21 protein-coding genes and 1 pseudogene are annotated in these 23,398 nt (G+C 69.9%); 13 read left to right on the top strand and 9 right to left on the bottom strand.

What is annotated here, in order from left to right; all coding sequences use genetic code 11:
• Positions 1-381: 381 nt before the first annotated feature.
• Entirely contained in the window at positions 382-1,380 is a 999-nt protein-coding gene (locus tag KF837_09760) for a hypothetical protein (GenBank protein ID MBX3227589.1), read from the bottom strand.
• Positions 1,381-1,570: 190 nt separating this feature from the next.
• Between KF837_09760 and KF837_09755 the strand changes: the two genes are divergently transcribed.
• Complete coding sequence (locus KF837_09755) at positions 1,571-1,792, top strand: hypothetical protein (protein MBX3227588.1); 222 nt, start codon at positions 1,571-1,573, stop codon at positions 1,790-1,792.
• A 52-nt stretch (positions 1,793-1,844) separates the two neighbouring features.
• Here the strand turns inward: KF837_09755 and KF837_09750 are convergent, their stop codons facing one another.
• Positions 1,845-3,119 (bottom strand): aminopeptidase P family protein, encoded by a 1,275-nt coding sequence (locus KF837_09750; GenBank protein ID MBX3227587.1) that lies wholly within the window; start codon positions 3,117-3,119, stop codon positions 1,845-1,847.
• Complete coding sequence (locus KF837_09745; GenBank protein ID MBX3227586.1) at positions 3,106-3,534, bottom strand: hypothetical protein; 429 nt, start codon at positions 3,532-3,534, stop codon at positions 3,106-3,108. Before KF837_09745 ends, KF837_09750 begins: the two co-directional genes overlap by 14 nt.
• Positions 3,535-3,735: 201 nt before the next feature.
• Here KF837_09745 and KF837_09740 point away from each other — a divergent pair, with 201 nt between their 5' ends.
• From KF837_09740 to KF837_09725, 4 genes and pseudogenes are all read left to right on the top strand, one after another.
• Positions 3,736-4,047, top strand: a complete 312-nt coding sequence (locus KF837_09740) for a hypothetical protein (protein MBX3227585.1) — start codon at positions 3,736-3,738, stop codon at positions 4,045-4,047.
• A 167-nt stretch (positions 4,048-4,214) separates the two neighbouring features.
• A pseudogene (locus KF837_09735) lies at positions 4,215-4,334 on the top strand (metallophosphoesterase).
• Between the two features lie 408 nt (positions 4,335-4,742).
• Entirely contained in the window at positions 4,743-5,330 is a 588-nt protein-coding gene (locus KF837_09730; protein ID MBX3227584.1) for a hypothetical protein, read from the top strand.
• 102 nt (positions 5,331-5,432) lie between these two features.
• Positions 5,433-6,725 carry an HTTM domain-containing protein gene (locus tag KF837_09725; protein MBX3227583.1) on the top strand — a complete coding sequence of 431 codons (1,293 nt, stop codon included), beginning with the start codon at positions 5,433-5,435 and terminating at the stop codon, positions 6,723-6,725.
• Positions 6,726-6,740: 15 nt separating this feature from the next.
• Here the strand turns inward: KF837_09725 and KF837_09720 are convergent, their stop codons facing one another.
• Both KF837_09720 and KF837_09715 read right to left on the bottom strand, forming a co-directional pair.
• On the bottom strand, positions 6,741-7,052 hold the full coding sequence (locus KF837_09720) for a hypothetical protein (protein ID MBX3227582.1): 312 nt from the start codon (positions 7,050-7,052) through the stop codon (positions 6,741-6,743).
• A 246-nt stretch (positions 7,053-7,298) separates the two neighbouring features.
• Positions 7,299-7,814: a Uma2 family endonuclease gene (locus KF837_09715; GenBank protein MBX3227581.1), complete on the bottom strand. Its 516-nt coding sequence runs from the start codon at positions 7,812-7,814 to the stop codon at positions 7,299-7,301.
• 100 nt (positions 7,815-7,914) lie between these two features.
• Between KF837_09715 and KF837_09710 the strand changes: the two genes are divergently transcribed.
• The gene (locus tag KF837_09710; GenBank protein MBX3227580.1) at positions 7,915-10,500 is read left to right on the top strand and encodes a PQQ-like beta-propeller repeat protein; all 2,586 of its coding nucleotides are present in this window, start codon (positions 7,915-7,917) and stop codon (positions 10,498-10,500) included.
• 410 nt (positions 10,501-10,910) lie between these two features.
• Entirely contained in the window at positions 10,911-11,540 is a 630-nt protein-coding gene (locus tag KF837_09705) for a hypothetical protein (GenBank protein ID MBX3227579.1), read from the top strand.
• Between the two features lie 40 nt (positions 11,541-11,580).
• Here KF837_09705 and KF837_09700 read toward each other — a convergent pair whose 3' ends face one another.
• Positions 11,581-13,206, bottom strand: a complete 1,626-nt coding sequence (locus tag KF837_09700) for a urate hydroxylase PuuD (protein MBX3227578.1) — start codon at positions 13,204-13,206, stop codon at positions 11,581-11,583.
• A 95-nt stretch (positions 13,207-13,301) separates the two neighbouring features.
• Between KF837_09700 and KF837_09695 the strand changes: the two genes are divergently transcribed.
• Positions 13,302-13,871 carry a hypothetical protein gene (locus KF837_09695; GenBank protein ID MBX3227577.1) on the top strand — a complete coding sequence of 190 codons (570 nt, stop codon included), beginning with the start codon at positions 13,302-13,304 and terminating at the stop codon, positions 13,869-13,871.
• 12 nt (positions 13,872-13,883) lie between these two features.
• Here KF837_09695 and uraH read toward each other — a convergent pair whose 3' ends face one another.
• Both uraH and alc read right to left on the bottom strand, forming a co-directional pair.
• The gene (uraH, locus tag KF837_09690; GenBank protein ID MBX3227576.1) at positions 13,884-14,222 is read right to left on the bottom strand and encodes a hydroxyisourate hydrolase; all 339 of its coding nucleotides are present in this window, start codon (positions 14,220-14,222) and stop codon (positions 13,884-13,886) included.
• Entirely contained in the window at positions 14,219-15,763 is a 1,545-nt protein-coding gene (alc, locus tag KF837_09685) for an allantoicase (protein MBX3227575.1), read from the bottom strand. Before alc ends, uraH begins: the two co-directional genes overlap by 4 nt.
• Positions 15,764-15,921: 158 nt before the next feature.
• Here alc and KF837_09680 point away from each other — a divergent pair, with 158 nt between their 5' ends.
• Entirely contained in the window at positions 15,922-16,614 is a 693-nt protein-coding gene (locus KF837_09680; GenBank protein ID MBX3227574.1) for a Uma2 family endonuclease, read from the top strand.
• A gap of 60 nt (positions 16,615-16,674) precedes the next feature.
• On the opposite strand, the gene allB is transcribed toward KF837_09680, so the two are convergent.
• On the bottom strand, positions 16,675-18,045 hold the full coding sequence (gene allB / locus KF837_09675; protein MBX3227573.1) for an allantoinase AllB: 1,371 nt from the start codon (positions 18,043-18,045) through the stop codon (positions 16,675-16,677).
• 27 nt (positions 18,046-18,072) lie between these two features.
• Between allB and KF837_09670 the strand changes: the two genes are divergently transcribed.
• The 4 genes from KF837_09670 (at position 18,073) to KF837_09655 (ending at position 23,384) form a co-directional block, all read left to right on the top strand.
• Positions 18,073-19,437, top strand: coding sequence for an amidohydrolase family protein (locus KF837_09670; protein ID MBX3227572.1), 1,365 nt, complete (start codon positions 18,073-18,075; stop codon positions 19,435-19,437).
• A gap of 52 nt (positions 19,438-19,489) precedes the next feature.
• Complete coding sequence (locus tag KF837_09665) at positions 19,490-20,524, top strand: hypothetical protein (GenBank protein MBX3227571.1); 1,035 nt, start codon at positions 19,490-19,492, stop codon at positions 20,522-20,524.
• A gap of 24 nt (positions 20,525-20,548) precedes the next feature.
• Positions 20,549-21,256, top strand: coding sequence for a carbon-nitrogen hydrolase family protein (locus tag KF837_09660; GenBank protein ID MBX3227570.1), 708 nt, complete (start codon positions 20,549-20,551; stop codon positions 21,254-21,256).
• A 514-nt stretch (positions 21,257-21,770) separates the two neighbouring features.
• The gene (locus KF837_09655) at positions 21,771-23,384 is read left to right on the top strand and encodes a protein kinase (GenBank protein MBX3227569.1); all 1,614 of its coding nucleotides are present in this window, start codon (positions 21,771-21,773) and stop codon (positions 23,382-23,384) included.
• Positions 23,385-23,398: the final 14 nt, after the last annotated feature.

Raw genomic sequence — 23,398 nt, 5'->3', positions numbered from 1 at the left:
CCCGTGGCTGTTCAGGTTCTGGTCACGACGGCACGCGCTCGTCGATCTCGCCCCATTGGAGCTCCAAATCGCACTGCGCGACGACCCAGCGTCCCGATTCGTCGCCGAGCGGTGGTAGGTCTGCGGCGCGGCACAACAAGCGGACGAGGTCCAACGACACGACGTCGAGGACGAATGGGTCACGGTCTCCGAGGACCAAGCGGCGCGAGCCCCACCACCAGGCGCCGCCTTCGACGACCTTTCCCGATGGCAGAGTGCCGAGGCTCCGGAGAATCGCCTTCGCGGCTGCGCGCTCGACGGGGACACGTCGTTCCTCGCCCTTGCCGGAGACGATCAGCTTCCCTCGGTTCAGGCTGACTCTGTAGACGCCGTCCGGCGACGTCAGGCCCGTTGCCTCGGTCGGCGAGATCGAGCCGCCGCGAACCCGAAAGAGCCTCTTCGGTTTGGGTGCCTCCCCACGCGACTGTAGAGGAGGAGCCCATCCGACGACCATGAGTGCGGGCAGAGCGCCTCGTCCGGGAGGGCGTGCTCCGCCACCGTCGCGCCGTTCTCGAGGTCGATCACGCGCGTCGCCCATACCCATTCACTGGAGCCGGCCGACCGGCCGCTCACTTTTCGGGAACCAGAGATGGCAAGAGAAGCTCCACCTGGCTCCGCGACGACGTCGGCAAGCTCGAACTTCGCCGTGCTCTCGACGATCGTCCTCGTCTTGCCGCTCTCGAGGTCGACGAGGAGGAGGTACGCCGACGATCCCAGCCTCTCCATGGCTTGCAACTTCAGCATGGTGGCCGCGTGGCCTTCGTCCGCGGACGCGCCAAGCGCCTTTCCATTCGCCAGGAATGGCCATTCGGGAGCGATCAGAGCGATGACCTGATTGGTCCTCGGAGCCGCGATCAGTCGCGTCGCGAGACCGTCGACCTCGCAGACGCTGAGGGGAGGCTTGCTCGGGTCGCTCCACGCCAGGACCCGCGTCTTCCCTCCGAGCGCGTCGAGGGCGACGAGGCGCGTGCCCGCGGAGCGGAAGTCTTGAACATCGCGCGGCGCGGAGGCCACCGGAGAGAGGTTCTGAATGAGCGGCAGCGGGGCACCGAGCTCGGAAGCGCCCGACCTGCTCATGCGGACGAATCTACATCGGCCTGCGTCGGCCGGAAACTGGAAGGAGACGAACGCGGCGCCGGCAGCAACGGGCGAAGACGGCGCGATACGGCCGACGCCGACCGACGCGTCCGACGAGGGCTCGCCCGTCGCGGACGCCAGCGTCGACGCCGATGCCGACGTGCACGCCGATGCGTGCACGACCGAGCCGATCGGCATGACCTGCGCTGAAAATGCGGCGGCATCCAGAACAACTGCGGTGAAGAGGTGCTGTGCACGTGCCAATCCGGGGACGTTTGCACCGGCGGATTCTGCTGTGTCCCGCGTCCACCGCGACCACGTGTGCCGGGAGATGCGGCGTCGTCGAGAACAACAACTGCGGGCAGCTGGTCACGTGTCCGAACACGTGCACGCCACCCGCGCTCTGCGGCACCGGCGCGGCTGGACCGAACCAGTGCTGCACGCCGGTAGGGGCGTGCCCAACGAACCAGTGTGCCGGCACCCGATCGAACGCGGCGACTTCTTCCTCCTGGCGTCACGCGGGATCACGGAACGCTATCCGGCGGAGGAGCTCCGCGACGCGCTCCTTCGCCATCGCGCCGACGCCGCCCTCCGTCTGGTGGTCGAGCGGACGAGTGACGACTTCGAGTGGCATCCAGACGTCACCATGGCCGCGGTCACGGTCGAGGTCCTATAGTCACTCGTCCTCGCCGTGGGGTTGGGTGAATGGAGGGTGAATGGAGTCGGGTCTATAGACGAGGAGGCCTCTGCGATAGGACGCGGGCTCCCGTGCTCGTGCAGGCGACCTGCTCTTCGAGGCGAACGCCGAGCTCGTTCGGGATATAGATCCCAGGCTCGACGGAGAACACGAGACCGGGCTCGAGCGGACGGGGATTGCCTTCGACCATGTAGACGGGTTCGTGGCCGTCCATCCCGATGCCGTGGCCCAGGCGATGGGTGAATTGCGGGCCGAAGCCGGCGCGCGCGATGACGGCGCGGGCGGCCCGGTCGATGGCCTGGGCAGGGACACCCGGTGCGACGGCCGCGATCGCCGCGCTCTGCGCGTCGTGCACGAGGTTGTAGAGCGTCACGAAACGCGGTGACGGCGGCTCGTCGCCGAACCAGCGCGTGCGCGTCACGTCCGATTGCCAATCCTGGAAGGAGCAGCCGCCGTCGATCAGGACTGGGGTTGCGCTGGCGAGAGGCGCGGACGTCGGAGCCCCGTGCGGGAACGCGGCGCTCGGGCCGAACTGGACCAGCGCGCCGCCCCTCACGCCTCGGAGCCGATGCTCCTCTTCCACGATGCGCGCGACGTCTTGCTCCCGCATTCCCACGACGAGGCGCGCGAACGTGGCCGCGAAGGCGTCCTCGGTGATGTCGACCGCGCGCTGCATCCGCGCGATCTCTTCGTCGCTCTTCACGACGCGGAGCTCTTCGAACACCCCCGAGCCGTCGATGAGCGTCGCCTGCGAGCCCAAAGCCCGATGCACCGCGGCGGCCACGGCGTAGTCCGTGTGCGGCTCGAGGAGGATCGCGCGCCGCTCGCCGATGGCGTCTCGCACCTTGGCGATCGGATCCTCGCTCTCCTCCCAGCCGCGAAGGATGAGCGAGGCAGGCGGCGTCGCGCGGACGCGCTTCTGAACGCGTGCGAGCTCGAAGGAAGGCGCGAGCAAGACCGCGTCGCCGACGACGGACAAGACGAGCGCGATGAGGCGCTCACTTCGCCCGAAGTCCGCGCCGGCGAGGTATCCAAAGTTCGCCGAGCCGGACGTCGCGAGGATGACGTCGGCGCCGGCGCTCCGAGCGCGTTCACGCGCCGCCGCCCGCCTCGCGGCGTAGACCTCGTCGGGGAGCGGTGGAAGCGACGGGTACTCGGTGCGGACTCGAAACGTCGTCTCGGGGATCGTTCGGACCCGCGACGGCGCGCGGGATGGTCCGGTGCTCCGCGGCGCGCACGCGCCGAGCGCCGCGCCCGCGAGGCCCCCGAGGAGCTGACGCCTCCGAATGACATCAAACGTGCGCAACCTGTCGCCCTGCGAGCTCGCATACCACGTCGCGGCGCGTGCGTGACACCGTTGCCGTTCTCGTGAGGTTTCGGCGACGATGGGACGAAGTGTGGTGTCGGACGGTCTGGAAGAGCGGCTCGTCTTCGGTGACGAGCTCATGGCCAAGGGCGACCCTCGTGGGGAGCTCATCGTCGTGCAGTGCGAAATCGAGCGCGGAGCGTTCGACCGCCGACGCGGGATCGAGCTCCGGAAGCGGGAGGTGGCGCTCGTCCGCGAAGCCCGCGAGCGACTCCGAGACACGCCGCTGCACGACAAGAACGTTCGGTTTCGGCGCGGGGCGATCGACGAGATCCTGATCGACGTCCAGCTCTATCTTCGCGTCGAGGAGGCCATCTGGAAGCTCGCGCCGGAGCTCCGTCACGTCACTCTTCACGGGCTCGGGGACGATGCGAGCGGAGCCTGCTCGCGGAGGCGAGGACGCCTGGCCCGGAGTCGAAGAAGGACAAGAGGGCGGCGTCCGGTCGACCTGACCTCGCGGCCATCTGAAGTTGCCCCCACGGTCGGCCGCCCCCTACCCTCGCAGGATGAACACACGCGCTGCGATCGGGTCCTCTCTCTTTGTCTTGTCGCGACGGTGCTGATCGCCTGCTCGTTTCAAACCGCGGAAGAGGCGATTCGCGAGGTCGGGCAGGCGTTCTGCGCGAAGCTCAAGGAGTGCGCGGCGGAGGGCTACGCCAAGAAGTACGGCACGGACGACAAGAAGTGCTCCGACACGTTCGTGAATGCGCTTCCGGAGGACGATCGCGATCGCCGGAGCGCTTGCAACGAGGAAGAGATCGACACGTGCGAGAAGGACATCCGCGCGATGACGTGCGAGGCGCTCGCCGCGTTCGCCACCAGCGACGCGACGACGGCCGCGCTCCCTCCCTCCTGCCAGAAGTGCTGACCCGCGCGCGCCGAGACCGGCGCGTGAAAGTCGGCCGCGGCCGTCACCCCACGTCGAAGCCCTTCTCCTTGGCGACGGCGATGGCCGCTTCGTAGGTCGCGTTCCTCGGCGCGATGTCCACGTCGGTTGTCCTCGTACTCGTCGACGTGCAGAAGGACGCTCCGTGTGTCGACCTCACCGTCCATGGCCATGTCCACTCGTATTACGCGTTCGCGAACGCCGGCATCCCGGCGTTCATCACCGGCGGTGGCGGCGCGATCCCCGAGCGCTTCGACGCGATCGGCCGTCAGGGTCGTGACCGCGCCGCCGGCCGCAAAGAGCGCGAGCCCTTCACGTCGAAGAGCCGTGGCCGGCAGGCCTCGGCGTCCCGATCCCGGAGGGCGTCCGCGCCCGCATCCTCGAGGCGCTCGCGGGGTGCCTACCCTGGCAGCGAAGTCACCGTGCAAGGAAGCGGCCATCGACGCCCGCGGCGCGCTCGTTCGACGGTGCTCGCCCATGCGTACGCATGCTCCAAGAAGGACGAAGGCGCTGAAGGGCTGATAGCGCCTTTCCTTGCACGATGACTCGAGGCGACGCCTGCCTCGTCGAAGAAGACTGCACGAAGTGGGAAGAGAACAATGATCATGAATACGAGCACGAACAGCGCCTCCTGCACCCGTCGTAGCGTCCTCGCCTGCCTCGGTATCGCCGCGTTGATGGCCGTCGCCTCGGACGCCTCCGCCCAGTCGATGGGCACGCCCCTCAGCGACGCGGACATCGCCGCGTTCAGCAACGGGACAGCGAGGCACATGCCCGATGCCCGCATTCCGTCGACCGCGACCTCGCCCGGCTTCAAGGCGAGGATGAGGCGAGCTCTAAAGCCGGGCGCGCCCGCCGGATCGAACGGCAATATCGAGGTGACCTTCACCGGCCAGGTCTACGTGCCGCCGTTCTCGTTCCAGACGTACGAGGGGCCGCCGAACGGCAAGAAGGTCGTCACGAAGCAGTACCCGGGTGGCTTCATCACGGTCGGCGGTATGGAGAGGATGGATAAGCAGGCGTCGAGCCTCGTGTTCCCAGAGGGCGGGGGCATCTCCATGCCCGTCGATGGGAATCCGAGCGTCAAGCTCCACGTCTTCTTCAACCGGGTGAGCAGCCCGAAGACCATCCTCGTCAGCGTGACGCAACGGCAGCCCTTGTTTCATCCCACGATGCCGTCGTCGGGGCAGGTCGTGGGCTACCAGGACAAGCCGCTCGGCGCTGCGTTCATCTACCGCGTCAACCCCGACGGCGGCGGCGCCTGAGCGCTGGGCCTCCACGACCTCTTCGCGCGGACGTTCGCGCTCGACGTCCGCGCGCTCGCGGCCTTTCGCGTCTCTGTCGCGGCGATCGTCCTCGCGGACCTCGTGTCGCGCGCCTCCGATCTGCGTGCATTTTACACCGACGACGGCGTTCTCCCGCGCGCGGCGCTGGCGGAGCTCGAGGCCACGCTGGTCCGGAGCTGTCCTTCGTGGTCGCTCCACGCGCTGGGGGGCGGGGCGGCGTGGCAGGTGGCGCTCTTCGTCGTCGCGGCGGCGTGCGCGATCGGTCTCGCGCTCGGCTGGCGCACGCGGGCGATGACGATCGCGACGTGGGCGCTCCTCACGTCGCTCCAGGCGCGGATGCCGCTCGTGCTCTACCGCGGCGACGTCGTGCTGCGGGCCATGCTCTTCGTCGCGATCTGGCTCCCGCTCGGCGCGCGCTTCAGCCTCGACGCGCGGCGGCGCTCCGGCTCTGCGGATGCGTCCCCATCGCAGGTGTCCGGCGCGGCGTGCTTCGTGGCCGCGGCGCAGCTCGCGATCGTGTACCTCGTCGGCGTCGGACACAAGAGCGGTCCGACGTGGCGGGACGGCACCGCCGTCTACTACGCGCTCCAGCTCGACGACTACGTGACGCCGGCGGGTCGCTGGCTCGGCGCGCGCGCCGCGTGGTCGCTCGCGCTGACGTACGGCACGCTCGTGATCGAGCTCGCCGCGCCGCTCCTCCTCTTCGTGCCGTGGCGGCGCGACGTGCTCCGCATCGTCGCGGTCGCGGCGGCGTTCGCGCTCCACGCGGGCATGCTCGTCACGATGCGCCTCGCGCTGTTCCCGTGGATCATGTTCGCGTGCTGGGCGCTCTTCCTGCCGCCGCGCTTCTGGGACGCGTGCGGAGTACGTGGAGGTCCGGCGCGAGGCTCCGCGAGCGAGGACGGGCGCGGCCGGGCCCACGATCGACGGTGGGCGCCGGTCCTCGGCGCGGCGCTCTGTGCGATCGTCGGCTGGAACGCGGGCGAGCTGGCGGAGCCGCCGTCGCCGTCTCCAGCGCTCGGGGCCGTCCTTCGCCCGCTCGGGCTCGTGCAGCGGTGGTCGATGTTCTCTCCCGATCCGAGGCGCGACGACGGCTTCCTGGTGGCGATGGAGCGCCGCGCGGAAGGCGCGAGCAAGAGGCCGCTCCTCTACGACGACCTGCGGTGGCGGATGTACCTCGCGCTCGTCGCGCGCGACGCGAGCGGTCGTCTCACCGCGGGCCTCCTCGCGTGGCTGTGCAGGCGCGACCCGAGCGCCGAAGAGCTCTCGCTCGTCTTCAAAGGCGAATACACGATGCCCCCGGGCGAGCCTCCCTACCGCGACGACCGCTTCCTCGACGGCGCGACCTGCGAGACGACGACGCTCACGCGCTGAGTGGTCGCCTTTCTCTCAGGGGCGCTTGCAGACGACGTGCGCCTCGACCTGCGCGGCCGCGCTGGTATTGAAGAACCCGCAGGTCCAATTGAATGGGAGGCTCGGATTGCTCAAGTTGCTGCCTGGCCTGCTGACGGTGAGTCGCGCGCCGCTGTTGTCGGGGGCGGTACACCCGCCCGTCACCGGGATGTCGAACGCGTTATTGCAGTATGCCTCGCCGATCGTGACGCCACCGCTGCCGCTCGTGAAGGTCTTCTTCGCGACGTAGTACTTCTGGCGCTCCGCAGCCTGGGCGGCCTGGAGGGTCTGCGGGGTGGACGGTTGCACCGAAGGGCGGCGCGCGCGGCTCGAGCGCCGCGCCCTGTCGTTCGCTACGGCGCTCTACCGCTTTCCCCCCACGTCGCACGCGAGGCGAGCGCTACGCCGTCTCGAGCAGGTCGATCTGGTCGCGCGCGGATCGTGATGCCACCATCACGCTCTTCGTCTCGACGGTGCCCCGGCGTCGCTCGCCGATCCGGCCCGGTTTCGGCGCGTGAAGGACAAGCTCCCTCGGCCCCGAAGTTCCTCCGAAGCTCAGTCGAGCTCGAGTGCGTCGAACGGCTCTGCGCGAACGTGGTCACCACGCTCGGCTGTCAGCATGAGGAGGTATCCGTCCATGTGCCAACGAAAGACCTCGAGGGTCGCTTCGTCCGGATCGAGGATCCAGTAGTGGCCGACGCCGCTTCGATGGTACACGCGCCGCTTTCGGATGGTGTCGTTGCGCTTGTTCGAACGTGACAAGACCTCACAGATCCAGTCCGGGCGTGCGGTGACGGGGACCTCCTCGGGAAGCTCCGGGAGCCGGTCCCGTCTCCACCCTGACACGTCGGGCCGGTAGATCTGGGTCGCGGCTCGAGAGTCGAATTCGATCTCGACCTCCGTGGCGAACCACCAGCCGCCCGCGCCGCGCCGTGACGAGCTCACCGTCGACGATCTCGTGGAAGCGCTCCTGACGCGAAGGGCCAAGAAGGCCTTCGACACAGGCCCGTATGCGACCACGCGGTGAGCGGATTTCAGAAGCGAGGACTCGAGTCGCGATCTGCGGCCAATCGGCGGCGGATCGCGCGCGACGCAGGCCAAAAAAACCCTCGTGTTTTCAAGAAAGGCCCCGATGTAGGACTAGGTACGCGACCTGCATCGACGCGGAGGCATGCGAGCTCTCCGCGGTCTGGCCGTCTCGGTTCCCGTCCTCCTCCTCTCTCTCGTCAACGGATGCAGCGTCACCGACGAAGAGGCCGCGTCGTCGGAGGCGAACGCGAGCGTCGCGTGCGAAGGGGGCGGCGTCTGCTCCGATCGCCCGCTCGACCCGAAGAGCCCATGGCCGAAGTTCCGGCGCGGTCTTCGTCAGGACGGGCGGAGCCCTGTGCGCCCGCGGCCGAGCGACGTCGCGCCGTGGTCGTTCAAGACGGGGAAGGGCATCTTCTCGACCGCGGTCATCGACGGCGACGAGAACGTCTACATCGGCTCGGCCGACACGTTCTTCTACGCGCTCGATCGCAGGGGCGAGCTCCGCTGGAAGGTGAAGAACGGCGAGGTCATCGACTCGTCAGCGCTCCTCGACGACAAGGGCCGCGTCTACTACGGCGCCGGGGACGGCTTCGTGCGCGCGCTCGATCGGAGGGACGGGCGCGAGCTCTGGCGCTTCCAGGCGGCGGCGCCCGAGTCAACCGGCGGCTACATCAACTGGTTCGAGGGCAACGTCGCCATCGGCCCCGACGGGACGCTCTACGTCCCGAACGACAACCGGCACGTCTACGGCCTCGATCGCGACGCCGGGCGCAACAAGCCGGGTTGGCCGTGGACGATGAACGACCAGACGTGGTCTCTCCCGGCGATCGATCCGACGACGGGGAACCTGTACCTCGGCAACAACTACATCGCCGGCTACGCGTGGATGACGCACTTCTGGCGCAACACCTTCGCGCTCTCTCCCACGGGTCAGGAGCTCTGGGGCGACGGCGTGCAGGCGACCATCGCCGCGAGCCCGATGCTCTCCGAGGGGCGCATGGTCGTCGGCGCGTACGACGGCTACGTGCGCTCGTACGATCAGGCGAGCGGCCGCGTGGTCTGGTCGTTCGCCACGAACGATCACGTCTACGCGAGCCCCGGCCGCCTCTCGGACGGCACGATCATCCAGCCGTCGTCGGACGGCACGGTCTACGCGCTCGACGCCGAGAGCGGGGCGCTCCGCTGGCAGTTCGACACGCGCGAGCCGATCCGCTCGTCGCCGGCGATCGACGGCGACGACAACATCTACTTCGGCGGCGGCGACGGCCGGCTCTACGTCCTCGATCGTCACGGCGCGCTCCGCTGGAGCCGGCGCCTCATCAAGGAGGACCGCAACGACTTCGGCGGCTCGCCCGCGCTCGGCCGCGACTTCATCGTCATCGCGGGCGAGAGCGGCGAGATCTTCGCCACGCCCTACGACTACTGCCTCCGCGCCGGCGCGGCCTCCGATCCGGACTGCGTCGCCGGCGGCGGCGAGGCGATGCCGCGGGACGGCGCGAACCTCCTCTTCACGACGCCGCTCGGGAGCGTGCTCGCCGAGCCGCCGCCCCAGGTCGAGGCGAACCAGCCGCTCGCGTTCACGCTCACGAAGCGGGAGGGCGGCGACACCAAGCTCGCGCTCATCGACGACCGCACGCTTAAGGTGACGCTCGATCCGCCCGCGCCGGTCGACGTCGACACGTCCGGCGATCGTCGCTTCGTCACGATCGTGCCGCGCAACCGCTTCGCCGCGGGCGCGGACGGCAAGGTGAAGATCCGGCTCCGCGGCGACTACCTGATGAGCCCGACGCGCGAGGGCCTCCTATTCTCGGGCGGTCGCCGCGCCGGGAGCTTCGATCAGACCTTCGAGCTCGCGCTCGGCGCGGGCGGCCCGGCGGCGGAGATCCCGGTGCCCGCGCGGCCGGGCGACGCCGCCGGCGTCTTCGAGCTTCATCGCATCGCGGTCCCGTACCCGACGGTGATGCCGAGCTACAACCAGATCGGCTTCGACTCGCTCCACTACCTCGTCGGCATGGTCGAGGGCACGAGCGAGCGGCGCGTCGGCTGGGTGGTCGGCGGCATGCTCGACGCGGCGGGAGGCACCGTCGTCGATCCGACGACGCAGGTCCTCTTCCCCGTCGAGGCGACGTACAAGGACGGCCTCCTCAACCTCGTCAACGAGTCCGGGTTCACGGTGAAGGCCATGAACTTCGACATGCCGTTCGACGTCTTCCGCGTGAGCGCGCACCTCGGCGCGGATGGCACACCGCTCTCGCAGCCCGGCGTCCACGTGAAGACGAAGTGCGCGAACATCCCGTTCTACGGGCCGTTCCTCGCGAAGCTCGGCTTCTGCAACCCGACGACCGACGTGCTCAACGTCTTCGGCTCGACGAACATCCGGCCGCACGCGGGCGGCACGACGACGATGCCCGCGGGCGTCGGCGACGTGCGCTTCTCGGTCGCGGGCGGCTGGGTCGGCGGCCTCGTCACGAACCCGACCGTCACCGCGACGATCACCGGCTCGAGCCTCCGCGCCGACGAGCACAGCTTCGGCGTGCTGCTCGTCGACGCCGCCACCGGGCGGCCCGTGAGCCTCAAGTACGGCCTCGCCTCCACGACGACGCGGACCTCGACGCCGGCAGGCAAGATCGCCTCGGTGACGGTGAACCTCCCCGAGAGCGCGCGGCCCGCCCGGATGCGCGCCTACCTCATGGTCGACACGTACCCCGCGGCGTCGCAGTCGCTCTGAGGTGGAGCCGAGCGCCGAGCGCTCTTTCTCCGTCGCGCGCGCCCTACTCGCCGACCCGTGGTGGACGACCTCGACGTTGTTGCCGTCCGGATCGAGGAGGAAGCCCGCGTAGTAGCCGGGGTGATACTGCGCGCGGATGCCGGGGGCGCCGTTGTCCTTGCCGCCGGCGGCGAGGCCTGCGGCGTAGGCCTTGTCCACGGTCGCCTGGTCCTTCGCCTGGAACGCGAAGTGGGCGCGGCCCGTCAGCTCGCCCTGCGTCTCGGGTCCGCCCTTCGCGGAGACTCCGCGATCACGTCGCCGTTCTCGTGGTCGTCACCGATCACGGGCGGTGACGGGGGGAGCGCTGGACGTTTGACAGCCGGCGGACGGCGATGGGATGGTTCGAGATCCATCTTCGACTCAGGAGCCCCATGTCGCGTCTCGCAGTCCTGCTCACCGTGCTCATCACCGTCGCCTGCAGCTCCTCGGACGATCCTGGTACCGCCGGCAGCGGAAACGCGGACGCGGGCGCAGAGCAGGCCGACGCGACCGCGACGCCGGACGCCGCGGGGAGCGCGGGGAACACGGACGCCGGCACCTCGAGCGACGCCGGCGGAGACCCCGCGCCCCCCGGCGACAACAAGGCGTTCGTGCGCATCGATACGAGCGCGCGCGACGGCTACGAGCAGGCGCGCGTCATCGAGAGCTTCTGGACCCTCGGCGGCACGGACGATCTCGCGCAACAGAGCGTGCTCTTCCAGACGGAGCCGCGCGAGATGGAGCTGCGCCTCACGTTCCTACCGAAGGCCTCCGGCAGCTACGTGTGCGGCACGAACCCGACGCCCGGCTCCGGCCAGGCGCCGCGCGTCCAGCTCCAGCGCACGATCGCGCCGCTCTCGCAGTTCCGCGCGCGCGACGCCACTGGCGCGTGCGCGATCGAGCTCACCGTGACGGGCACCACCTACTCCGGCACGTTCACCGCCACGCTCGTCGACTCGGCCGGGCCCGACACGATCGCGATCTCCGGCTCCTTTCGCTTCACCGGCGAGAGCGGATCGTAGGTCGTCGCTCGACGCGCCCGGTCGAGGAGCCGGCCAGGCGCTACTCCGCCTTGAACGTCAGCGTGACGGTCACGCCTTCGCGCGCCTTCACCTTCGCCTTCGCGGTCTGCTTGCCGAAGACCTCGTGCCACGCCTCTATGTCATATTCGCCTTCGGGGACGTTCGCGAGGGTGAACGAGCCGTCGGGGCCCGTCACCGCGAAGAACGGGTGCGGGACGACGCCGATGAACGCCGCCATCCACGGGTGGACGTCGCACTTCGCGCGGACCGGGACCTCGGTCTTCTCGAAGACCTTCTCGAGCCGCATGTCCTTCGTCGGCATCATGTCGTTGAAGGTGCTGTTCGCGTCGGCGACGGAGCGCACGTTGTGGAGGACGGGGTCGCTGTTGAGGAACACGACCTTCTGCCCGACGCGCGCGCCGACGACGTGCGGCTTGTACTGACAAGCCTTCTGGTCCATCACGACGGGCTCGGGCGGCGCGGCGGGCCCCTTGTAGTCGTCGAGGCCGGTCTTGATCCAGACGAAGGCGTTCTGGAGCTTCCCGTCCGTCGAGAGCACCGCCTCCGTCGTCGTGGGCCCGGTCCCGTCGCTCACGCACGTGCCGATGTTGATCGGCTTGTTCGGCGGCGGCGTGCCTTCGAGGAGGACGCTCCCCTTGATCGTGCCGACGGTGGATTCGTTCGCGACCTTCTCCGGGCCGCCCTTGTTCGACGGCACCGTCGCGGTGAGCTGCACGTTCGGATCGGTCGCGCCGGTGACGGGCGCGGTCGACGTGAGCGATGAATGGAGGAGCGTGAGGAGCACGACGAGCGGGACGATGAGGACGACCGGCGAGAGCTCCTTGAACGTGTTCTGGAAGTGCCGAATCGACGCCGCGACGACGATGAGTCCGGCGAGGATGAGCCAGTTCGACTCGTGGCCGTAGAGGCCCGGGAAGTGGTTGCTCAGCATCGCGAGCACGACCGGATAGGTCATGTAGTTGTTGTGCCGCGACCGCGTCTTCGCGTGCTTGGCGAGGTGCTCGCTCGGCGGCTTGCCGCTCGTGACCGCGTCGACGAGGCCCTGCTGCGCCGGGATGATGTGGACCCAGACGTTGGTCGCCATCCAGGTGCCCATCATCGCGCCGGTGAGGAGGAACGCCGCGCGGCCGCTGACCTTGTGCGCGAAGAACCAGAGGACGCCGATGATGAAAAAGTAGGTGATCGTGCCGCCGACGTAGACGTTCTTCGCGAGCGGCGTCCGCCAGAAGATGTCGTAGACGAACCACGAGCCGATCAGGACGCCGATGACGAGCGCGGTCGCCATCGCGGGCGAGAGGCTCGAGACGTTCGGGTCGACGAGGGTGACGCCGCCGCCCTGGAAGAAGACGACGTCGAGGAGGAGCCAACCGGAGAGGAGCGTGAAGCCCGCCTCCCACTTGAACCAGTGGAGGCGCTTCGGCATCACCTTCGGCGCGACGAGCGTCTTCTGGACGTCGTAGAAGCCGCCGGAGTGGACCATCCAGAGCTCGCCTTCGAGCCCTTTCTTCTTCGTCTCTTCGTTCACCTCGATCCGGGGATCGAGCCAGTTGAAGAAGAGCGAGCTGCCGATCCACATGATCGCGGCGATGACGTGGATCATCCGGACGGCGAGGTTCAGCCACTCCGTGACGAATGCAGGGCTCATGGATCGGCCGATGATGAATCAGAACGGCACGAGCCGTCGAGATTTACGTCAGCGGGCTTGTCAGCGCCACGCGGGAGGGCGTAGAAGCGCGGGCGATGCGCCACATCATTCTTGCCCTCTCCACCGTCCTCGTGGGCTCGTTCGTAGCCTGCGGCGGCGACTCGTCCACCCAGCCGCCGCCGGTCACGCCGACCCCTCCGCAGGTCGAGGCCGACGCGAGCGCCCCGGGCTTCACCGCTCCCGACCAGCCCGGCGCCGACGCCGGCGGCGCGGCGGCTCAGCCCGGCGCGGACAAGCCGAAGGTCGAGGAGACGAACGCGCCGAAGTTCGACGATCTCCCGAAGGACAAGAAGGTGGAGGTCATGATGACGAAGGTCGTCCCCAACGTCGGGAAGGTCTTCAAGGAGCACGACGCGAAGCGCTACGAGAAGTTCGGCTGCGCGACCTGCCACGGCCCGAGCAAGAAGCAGGACCCGCGCGACGTCCTGCCGAAGCTCACGATGTCGAACGGCGGGCACGAGAAGCTGATGAAGGCGAAGCCCGCGATCATGAAGTTCATGGGCGAGAAGGTCGTGCCGGAGATGGCCTCCGCGCTCGGCGAGAAGCCGTTCGACCCCGCGACGAAGCAGGGCTTCGGCTGCGCCGGCTGCCACAAGATCGACTGACGATCCGCTCTCTCAGCTGCCGCGGTACGTCGAGTAGCCGTGCGCGCTGAGGAGGAGCGGGACGTGGTAGTGCGCGTTCGCGTCGCGGACGACGAAGACGATGCTCGCCTCGGGATAGAAGCCCTCGACGCTCTGCGCGGCGAAGTAGGCGCCGGTGTCGAAGGTGATGCGGTACGTGCCCGCCTCGAGCTGCCCTTCCGGCACGAGGTCCTTCACGCGCCCGTCGGCGTCGGTGAGGCCGCTCTTCAGCGGGAGGAACGCGTCGCCGCTCTTCTTCTCGAGCGAGACAGGGACCCCCTCCGCCGGCCGCCCGCGGTGGATGTCGAGGACGTGAGTCGAGACGCTCTTCATTCGCGCACCATCTTCTCGAGGCGGAGCTCGGTGATCTTCCGTTGTTCGTCGGCGGCGCGCTCGAGCTCGGCGTCGGGCGCGTTCTGCATTCGCTCTTTGGCAATCGCGAGCATTTCTTCTGCCGATTTGCCCGTCGCGCAAACGATGTAAATACGGCCGAATTTCTCCTCGTAAGCTTTGTTGATTTCGCGGAGCTCGGCCAACACCGCCTCGCTCGCGGACGCTACTTTGGATTGTTCGTTCGTCGACCACCCGTGGGCGGTCGCGCTCTGGTGGGCCTCCGCCTTCTTCTCGCCGATCCGCGGGTGGGCCTTGAAGGCCTCGTCGAAGTCGGGGGCGGAGAGCTTCTTCCAGAGCTCGCCGGCGCGCGCCTTCATCGCCGCGAGCGACGCGAACGGGCGCTCCTTCACCATCGCCGTGACCCACGCGGAGGAGCCGCAGCACGAGCGCAGCGCGGCCTCGAGCTCGGGCTCCGGCATCGCGCGCACGTAGCGCATGCCGGCGCGCTCGCGGCCGGCGTCGGTCGCGACGCCGAGGAGGCGGAGGCGCGAGACGCCGCCGTCGGGCCAGATGCGGAGGCGCGCGTGCGTGGCGGGCCCGCCGTGGGTGTCGAAGCGGTGCTCGGTGTGCGGCTGGAGGCTCGTCTTCGCGAGGAGCGGGAGCCAACCTTCGTCCTTCGCGCCGTCGGGATCGGGCGCGCCCTCGGGCACGGCGGCGACGTCGATCGCGCAGAAGTCGGGGGCGTTGCCCTTGAAGTGGAGCGTGTCGACGATCGCGCGCTCGATCGATCCCTCCGTCGCGAGGCGCACGACGACCCAGTCGGGGCCTTCGCGGCGCGAGCGCTTCGTCTCCCAGCCGTCGCCCATGTTCACGCCGCGGCCCGGCATGATGAGGTTGTGCCGCGACCCGAAGAACATGTCGTTGCACGAGACGACGAGCCCGCCGTGCTCCGCGGCGGCGAGGTCGACGAGCTGGGGGCGCGCGGGCTTGCCCATCCACCGCGCGCCGGGCATGACGTCGCCGTGGACGCGGAGGCGCGCGACGCCGCCGTCGGGATAGATGTGGAAGCGGAGGTGCGTGAAGCGCTGCGGCACGTCGACCGCGAAGAGGTTCTTGCTGTCGCCCTTCAGGTCGACGCGCGGGAGGATCGGCGTCCACTTCACCTTGTCGGAGGTGAGCTCGGAGACGTCGGGGTGCCCTTCGATGCTCGCGCCTTCGATCGCGCAGGCCTTCGGGTAGTTGCCCTTGAAGTGCGCGGTGTCGACGACGAAACCGCGCACGACGCCGGAGAGCCCGAGCCGGATGATGGCGGAGTCGAGGTCGGGATATTGCCGCGAGGACTCGGCGTATCGGCGCTTGCGCCGCGACTCCCAGCCATCCATCCACTTGCCGCGGTCGGTGTACTTTCCCTCGATGAACACGGCCTCCGCCGGCTTGAGGAGGTTCTCCTTCTCCGCGAAGAAGTCGTCCGTCGCCCAGAGCACGGACCCGCCGAGGCGCTCGGCCGCGAGATCGATCAATGAGGTGAAGTCATCCGCCATGGAGCGCCGAGCGTACTCCAACTGGCCCCTGGCCTGGCCCGTTCTGGCCCGGGCCAGGCCTTCCGCGCGGCAACGTCGCGAGACCATTGACCGGGGTCGCCGGCATGCGTCGTGCGACTCGCCGGGCATGACGGGCCAGCAGCGTGGAGGTACGATCGATGTCGATGTCCATGTCCCAGCCGCCGTTTCCGAGACCGGACGTGAGCCACCTCATCACCGAGGACGGCGCTCCGGTGGATAGCTTCTTCGCGGAGAAGGAGATGCGCCTCCTGACGCAGCCGCTCGCGGCGTGGAGGCATCCGGAAGGCAGGCGCCTCATCGCGGCGGCGAACGTCGGGGTCTTCGCGGTGATGAAGAACCCAGCGCTCGTGCCGGACGTGTTCGTGAGCTTCGACGTCGACCCGCCGCCGCTGTCCGGGCCGGAGCGGCTCAACTCGTACTTCATCTGGGAGTTCGGAAAGCCGCCGGACATCGTGATCGAGATCGTGTCCGACAAGGAAGGCGGCGAGCTGAGCGACAAGCTCCGCGCGTACGAGCGCATGCGCGTCACCCACTACGTGGTGTTCGATCCGCTGAATCGCATCAGCGAGGAGGAGCTCCTCGCGTTCTCGCTCCACGACGGCGTCTACGTGCGACGCGACGACCTCCGCTTCGCCGCCGAAGGCCTCGCGCTCACGTTCTGGACGGGCGAGTTCGAGAGCGCCCGCGAGCGATGGCTGCGCTGGACCGACCTCGACGGAAAGCTCATCCCCACCCTCGAAGAGCACGCCAAGCGCGCCGAGCGCGCGGCGGAGCAGGTGGAAGCGCTCCGCGCGCAGCTGCGTGCGCTCGGGATCGAGCCCGAGGGCTGACCCCGACCGCCGTGTCTGGGGCGGGGGTGTCGGGGGCAGAGCCCCCGACGTTGGGTGAAACTACGCGCGGCGGAGCCAGCGGCCGCGGGGCTTCGCGCCGAACGGGACGCCGCGCTCGTAGATGGTCTCGCCGCGGAGGAGGGTGCGCAGCGTCGAGCCTCGCAGCTTGCGCGCGTGGTACGGCGTGATCTTGTTCTTGTGCTCGAGCGTGGCGGCGTCGATCGTGAGCTCGGCGTCCGGGTCCCAGATCACGAGGTCGGCGTCGTAGCCCGAGGCGATGGAGCCTTTCCGATCGGAGAGGCCCGCGAGGCGCGCGGGGGCGGCGCACATCCACTCGACGACGTCGCGGATGGAGCGCCCGCGCGCGCGCGCCTCGGTCCAGACCGCGGCGAGGCCGAGCTGGAGAGACGAGATGCCGCCCCACGCCTTCATGAAGTCGCCGGAGCCGGAGCACTTCAGCTCCACGGTCGAGGGCGAGTGATCGGTGACGACCTGATCGATGACGCCCTCGCGCAGCGCGTCCCAGAGCTTCTCGCGGTTGTTGCGCTCGCGGATCGGCGGGGCGCACTTGAGCTCCGTCGCGCCGTCCGGGATCTCCTCCGAGGCGAACGTCAGGTAGTGCGGGCACGTCTCGACCGTGAGCGCCGCCTTCCGGTCCTTCGCGCGGCGGAACATCGTGATCGCGTCGGACGACGAGAGGTGCACGACGTGCGCGCGCGCGCCGGTCTCCTCCGCGAGGCGGAGGACGAGCTCGATCGCGGCGTCCTCCGCCTTGCGCGGGCGCGACGCGAGGTAGGTCGCGTACGCGCGCGGATCGAGGCCCATCGCGGCCTTCTCGCCTTCGAGGAGCGGCGCCGGGAGCTCGGCGTGGACGAAGAGCGGCGCCCCGATCCGCGCGAGCTCCTCCATCCCGGCGCGGAGCTCGTGCTCCATCACGTGCGAGAACTCGCCGACGCCGCTCTCGGCGAGGAAGCACTTGAACGCGAGCACGCCCTCGTCGAAGAGCTCCGCGAGCGCGCCCTTGCCGGCGGTGGAAGGGACGAGGCCGCCGCAGAGCGCGACGTCGACGCGCGCCTTTTCTTCGAGCGCCCGAACCTTCGCGCGGAGGCCTTCGAGCGTCGTCGTCGGAGGCACGCTGTTGAGCGGCATGTCGACGAGGGTCGTGACCCCGCCCGCCGCCGCGGCGCGGGTCGCGGTCTCGAAGCCCTCCCACTCCGTACGGCCGGGCTCGTTGATGTGGACGTGCGTGTCGACGAGGCCCGGCAGGATGCATTTTTCGCCGGCGTCGATCGTGTCGACGTCGCGCGGCGCCGCATCGAGATCGGTGACGGCGACGATCGTGCCCCACGTGCGATCGACGTGGATGGCGGCGGCGCGCTCACCGACCGGCGTGAAGACGCGCTGACCACGAACGACGAGATCGACCTTCATCGAGGGGCGAGCGTATCATCACGAGGAATGTGGCATTCGGAGAGCACGCTCCGATCGGCCGCGCCGCTCGTCCCCGACGACGAGGTCGCGCGCGTCACCGAGCAGGCGCTCGTCCTCGCGGGCGGGGCGTGCGTGGAGCTCCATCCGCCGAAGATCACCGCCGCGGACATCGTCCTGCGCGGCGCCGTCATCGAGCAGATCGGCGGGGAGATCGCGGAAGGTCTCCCCCGCGTCGACGTGAGCGGGTGCCTCGTGATGCCCGCGTTCACGGTCGCGCACACGCATCTGTACATGGCGCTCGCCGCGGGCATGCCGCCGCCGGCGAGGGCGCCGCGATCGTTCGCCGAGCACCTGCAGTCGGTGTGGTGGAACGTCGACAAGGCGCTCGACGACGAGCTCGTCCAGACATCGGCGCTCGTCGCGGCCGCGCAGGCGGCGAAGGCCGGCGCGGCGTGCGTGGTGGACCTACACTCGTCGCCGCGCGCGATCGACGGCTCGCTCGATCGTATCGCCGCCGCGCTCGACGAGGTCGGCCTCCGCGGGATCCTCGCGTACGAGACGAGCGATCGCGACGGGCGCGCGCGCCGTGACGCGGCGATGAAGGAGAACCGCCGCTTCTTGCAGAAGGTCGCGCGCGGCGAGACGCAGCACCGCGCCTGCGTCGGCGCGCACGCGCTCATGTCGCTGAACGACGACACGCTCGAGGCGCTGCGCGACCTCGCGAACGAGATGCGCGTCGGGATGCACCTCCAGCTCGCCGAAGACGGCTCCGACGCGCTCGACGCGGAGCGGAACCGGAGGACGCGCCTCGCGCAGCGGCTCCGGCTCCTCGAGGCGGTGCGGCGCGGGTCGATCCTTGCACAGTGCAACGAGCTGCCGCCCGAGCTCGTCGCCGGGATCGCGGACGCGGAGGCGTTCGTGGTGACGTCGCCGCGCTCCAACATGCGGCAGGGGCTCTCCACGTTTCCGGGGAGCGGGCCACACGTCGCGCTCGGGACCGACGGGCTCGACGGAGACGTGCTCGCGGAGGCGCGCGCGTACGCGCTGCGCCACGCCGAGTCGCGCGACGGCCTCGCGGCGGAGACCGGATCGCGGATCGTGGCGGGGCAGATCCTCTCCGCGCACCTCTTCGGCGATCGCATCGCGCCGCGGCTCTTGCCCGGCGCGCGCGCCGACCTCGTGGTGCTGGACTACGTGCCGTTCACGCCGCTCACGGCGTCGAACCTCGTCGAGCACCTCGTCCGCAACGTGTCGGCGGGGCACGTGCGCCACACCATCTCCGGCGGGAGGTTCATCGTGCGCGATCGCGCGCTCGTCACCGTCGACGAAGCCGCGCTCGTGCAGCGCGCGCGCCTCGCGGCGGCGCAGCTATGGGAGAGGACGCAGAGCTGACGGCGAAACATGGGTTGCGACGATCCGCGCGGGCGTCGATCATGGCGTGCACATGAAGAGGTTGTCGGTCGTCGTCGCGCTGAGCCTCGCGCTCACCTCGGGAGCGGCAGAGGCGCAGCCGCAGAAGGACGACCCCGCGACGGCGGAGGCGAAGGCGCGCTTCAAGGAGGGGATCGCGCTCGCGGATCAGGGCGATCACGAGGCGGCGCGCCTCAAGTTCGGGCAGGCGTGGACCCTCCTCAAGAACCCGGCCATCCTCTTCAACCTCGCGCGGTCGGAGCAGCTCTCGAATCACCTGCCCGAGGCGCACGCGCACTTCCAGCAGTTCCGGAAGACGAACGATCCGAAAATCACGGCGGATCAGCGCAAGCACGCGGACGAATACGTCGAGCAGATCGCGGCGCAGGTCTGCCTCGTCGACATCGACGCGCCGCCGAGCTCACGCATCGCGATCGACGGCCAGCCCACGGACTGGACGCCGGGCGCCGACCCGATCGCCGTCCTTCCGGGCACGCACACCGTCGAGGCGACGCTCGACGGCAAGCCGAGGTCGACGCAGGTCGACTGCCCGGCGGGCACCACCGCGAAGGCGAAGCTCCTCGCGGCCACCGCTCCCGCCCCAGCTCCGACGCCAACCCCGACCCCGCCGCCGACCGCGACGGAGACGCCGGCGTCGGCCACCTCCGAGGAGGGGTCGGGGTTCTGGACGACGGGCCGCGCGGTGGGCGTGGGCCTCGCGGGCGCGGGCCTCCTGGGAGTGGGGGCGGGCGTGCTCTTCCACGTGCGCTCGACGAGCGCGGCCGACGACGCCGACGGCCTCCGCCGGAAGCTGGGGCGAGACGGCTGCGCGGAGAGCGTCCAGCCGAAGCCGGCGGAGTGCGCCGACCTCGTCGAGAAGGACGACGCCGCGCGAAAGAGCGCCAACCTGCGCACCGCCTTCCTCATCGGCGGCGGCGCCTTCGTCGTCGGCGGTGCCGTCCTCTTCCTCGTCTCGTCGCCGAAGAAGGCGAGCGCCACCGGCGTGCTCCACGTCACCCCGTTCGCCTCGCAGCGCGACGCCGGCCTCAGCGTCTTCGGCCGCTTCTGATCCGCACGCTACGCTGCGTGAGTCGTGCGCGTCACGGTCGTCGAGCTACCCGCCACCTGGGGCGAGCCCGAGCGGGCGCTCGCCGAGGTCGACGCGATCCTCGCGGCCGGACCGGCGACCGACCTCGTCCTTCTCCCCGAGACCTCGCTCACCGGCTACGTCTCGCCCGCGCTCGACTTCGACCTCACGCGCTTCGCCGAGCCGCTCGACGGGGCGACCGCGCAGGCGCTCGCGGACCTCGCGCGCAAGCACCACACGCACCTCTTCGGCCCGCTCGTCCTCGCCGAGGGCGGACACATGTACAACACAACAATCGGCTTCGCCCCGACCGGCCGCCACGTGGCGACGTACAGGAAGCGCCACCCATGGATCCCGGAGACGTGGGCCAGCGCCGGACGCGAGCCCTATCCGCTGTTCACGATCGCCGGGCGCACGGTCACGATCGCGTGTTGCTACGACGTGCACTTCCTCGCCGACGACGCGGCCGGCGCGCTCGATCGCGCCGACGTTTTGCTGTTCCCGAGCGCGTGGGTCGAGCAGGTCTCCACGCGCCTCCGCCGCCTCGAGCGCCTCGCGCGCGAGCATCACCTCGCGATCGTCGCCGCGAACTGGGGACGCGGCCGCGATCTCGCAGTCCACGGCCAAGGCGACTCCGCGATCCTGAACGCAACCGGCGATCAGCTCGCACGCGTCACCCCACCCGCACGCCGCGCCGACGCCGAGCTCACATGAGTTTTCTCAACGTCGGGGGCTTTGCCCCCGACACCCCCACCCCAGACACGGCCCTCGCGCTTTGCGCTCGGGGCGCTTCGCGGCCGCTTGCGCGGCCGCTTCTGGGGCGCTCTCAACGTCGGGGGCTTTGCCCCCGACACCCCCACCCCAGACACGGCCCTCGCGCGGAGCGCTCGGGGCGCTTCGCGCCCGCTTGCGCGGCCGCTTCTGGGGCCCCTTCGCTAGCTGGTCAGAGTGGCCGTCGCGAGCACACCAATGATCCGCACCGGCGCGGATCATCTCGCCATCGTCGCCCGAACCGTCCCCGCTCGCTGGCGCCGCGTCCGCTGCACTGCCCGGCGCGGCGCGGCGCTGTGAGTCGCTTCGCGAGCGCTTGCGTGGGGTGTTTTGGGGCCCTTCTCGATGTCGGGGCGAGGCGGGGTTGGTGCCGCGTCTTCCGGTACCTGGGCGCCATCGCATCGCCCAGACCATATGCGGCGCGAATTCGGGGAAAGCTGCTATCTTGAGCGGTCGGATGGCCGCTCTTCGTGCCGGTCAGATGATGGTGGGGACGCCTTACCAGGTCGTGCGAGAGCTCGGCGCTGGTGGCATGGGTGTGGTCTACGAGGTTCAGCACGTCCGGCTGAAGAAGCACTACGTCGCGAAGGTGATCCTCGAGCAGGTCCGCGGCGAAGAGGGCGTGCAGAAGCGGATGGAGCGCGAGGCCGACGTCCTCGGGAAGATCAACCATCCCAACATCGTGCAGGTGCACGACGTCGGAACGATGCCGGACGGGACGAGCTACTTCATCATGGAGAAGCTCGAAGGCATGGACCTTCGTCACGCGATGCAGCAGGGCGCGATCGGGCCCTCGCATGCGCTCCGCATCGTCATCGACGTCCTCGACGCGCTCGAGCACGTGCACCAGCGCGGCATCGTCCATCGCGACATCAAGCCGGAGAACGTGTTCCTCGCGCAGCAAGCCACCGGCATCGCGACGAAGGTGCTCGACTTCGGGATCGTCCACATCGTCGACGGGGACGGAAAGGCCTCGCGCGATCGCATCACCAAGACCGGCGGCTTCGTCGGCACGCTCTACTACGCCGCGCCCGAGCAGATGCAGGGCAGCCGCCCGGCGCCCGCGAGCGACGTGTACGCCGCCGGCCTCGTCCTCTACGAGCTCCTCGCCGGTCGCGGGCCATTCGACGACGACGCCGGCGTCGGACTGACACGCTGCTTCAAGCCGGCGCCCGCCCTGCCGAGCGAGCTCGGCGCCGACCTCGTCGACACCGTCGCCGCCGCCCTCGAGCAGACGCCGGAGAAACGCCCGACCGCCGGCGAGATCGCGCGCCGGTTGCGGCACGCCCTCGCGGCGATGCCGGCCGACACGAGCAACGAGATCGAGCACCTCCTCCTTCAGGTCGGCGCGCAACCGCGCGCCGGAGCCGGAGGGATCGCGCCCACGGAGGCGCCGAAGACGCCGCTCATGCACGGCGCGCCGCTCACGCCAACGAACGCGCTCGCGCCGACGACGATGGCGGCGGCGGCGGCGGCGGACGCGGTCTCCGTCGCGCCCGCGTCGCCGCGCGCTGCGGAGGCGGTCTCCGTCGCGCCCATGTCGCCGCGCGTCCCGCCGAGCGGGCCGACGCTCTCCTCGCCGTCGCCAGCGGCGCGCGCCGACACGTCGCCGGGGACGTACAGTACCGTCAACGGCACGACGCCGCGGCCGCCGCGCGCTTCGGCCCTCGGCGCCGTCGTCGCGATCGGCGGGTTCCTGGTCCTCGTCGGGCTCGTCGTCTTCGGCGGCCTCAGGCTCCTTCGGCCCGGCCCCGGCACGGCGCTCCCTTCCGTCGCCGCGTCGGTCGAGGAGCCGAGCCCCGAGACGCCGACCGCGAGCGCGAACGCTCCCACCGCGAAGGAGCCGACCCTCGAGGCACCGAGCCCAGAGGCGCCGATACCCGAGACACCGACCGCGAAAGAGCCGATCGCGAAGGAGCCGACCCCCGAGGCGCCGACACGAGAGCCCGCGGCCGCCACGCCCACCGCCGTCGCCGCGCCCGCCGTCGCCGCCCCCGCGCCCGCGCCCGTGAAGCCGGCCGCGCCCAAGCCGGGGAAAGCCAAGAAGGAAGGCTACGTCGATCATCTGTGATGTCCTGACGAGCG

Origin of the sequence: Labilithrix sp. (assembly GCA_019637155.1) — a bacterium.
Classification (GTDB): Bacteria; Myxococcota_A; Polyangia; order Polyangiales; family Polyangiaceae; genus Labilithrix.
This window is presented reverse-complemented; position numbering and strand designations above follow the sequence as displayed.

Coding starts and splice junctions, on each gene's coding strand:
- KF837_09730 (MBX3227584.1), top strand. CDS start 4,743: ATGGCCGTCGCCTCGGACGCCTCCGCCCAGTCGATGGGCACGCCCCTC.
- KF837_09710 (MBX3227580.1), top strand. CDS start 7,915: ATGCGAGCTCTCCGCGGTCTGGCCGTCTCGGTTCCCGTCCTCCTCCTC.
- KF837_09705 (MBX3227579.1), top strand. CDS start 10,911: ATGTCGCGTCTCGCAGTCCTGCTCACCGTGCTCATCACCGTCGCCTGC.
- KF837_09700 (MBX3227578.1), bottom strand. CDS start 13,206: ATGAGCCCTGCATTCGTCACGGAGTGGCTGAACCTCGCCGTCCGGATG.
- KF837_09695 (MBX3227577.1), top strand. CDS start 13,302: ATGCGCCACATCATTCTTGCCCTCTCCACCGTCCTCGTGGGCTCGTTC.
- uraH (MBX3227576.1), bottom strand. CDS start 14,222: ATGAAGAGCGTCTCGACTCACGTCCTCGACATCCACCGCGGGCGGCCG.
- alc (MBX3227575.1), bottom strand. CDS start 15,763: ATGGCGGATGACTTCACCTCATTGATCGATCTCGCGGCCGAGCGCCTC.
- KF837_09680 (MBX3227574.1), top strand. CDS start 15,922: ATGTCGATGTCCATGTCCCAGCCGCCGTTTCCGAGACCGGACGTGAGC.
- allB (MBX3227573.1), bottom strand. CDS start 18,045: ATGAAGGTCGATCTCGTCGTTCGTGGTCAGCGCGTCTTCACGCCGGTC.
- KF837_09670 (MBX3227572.1), top strand. CDS start 18,073: ATGTGGCATTCGGAGAGCACGCTCCGATCGGCCGCGCCGCTCGTCCCC.
- KF837_09665 (MBX3227571.1), top strand. CDS start 19,490: ATGAAGAGGTTGTCGGTCGTCGTCGCGCTGAGCCTCGCGCTCACCTCG.
- KF837_09655 (MBX3227569.1), top strand. CDS start 21,771: ATGGCCGCTCTTCGTGCCGGTCAGATGATGGTGGGGACGCCTTACCAG.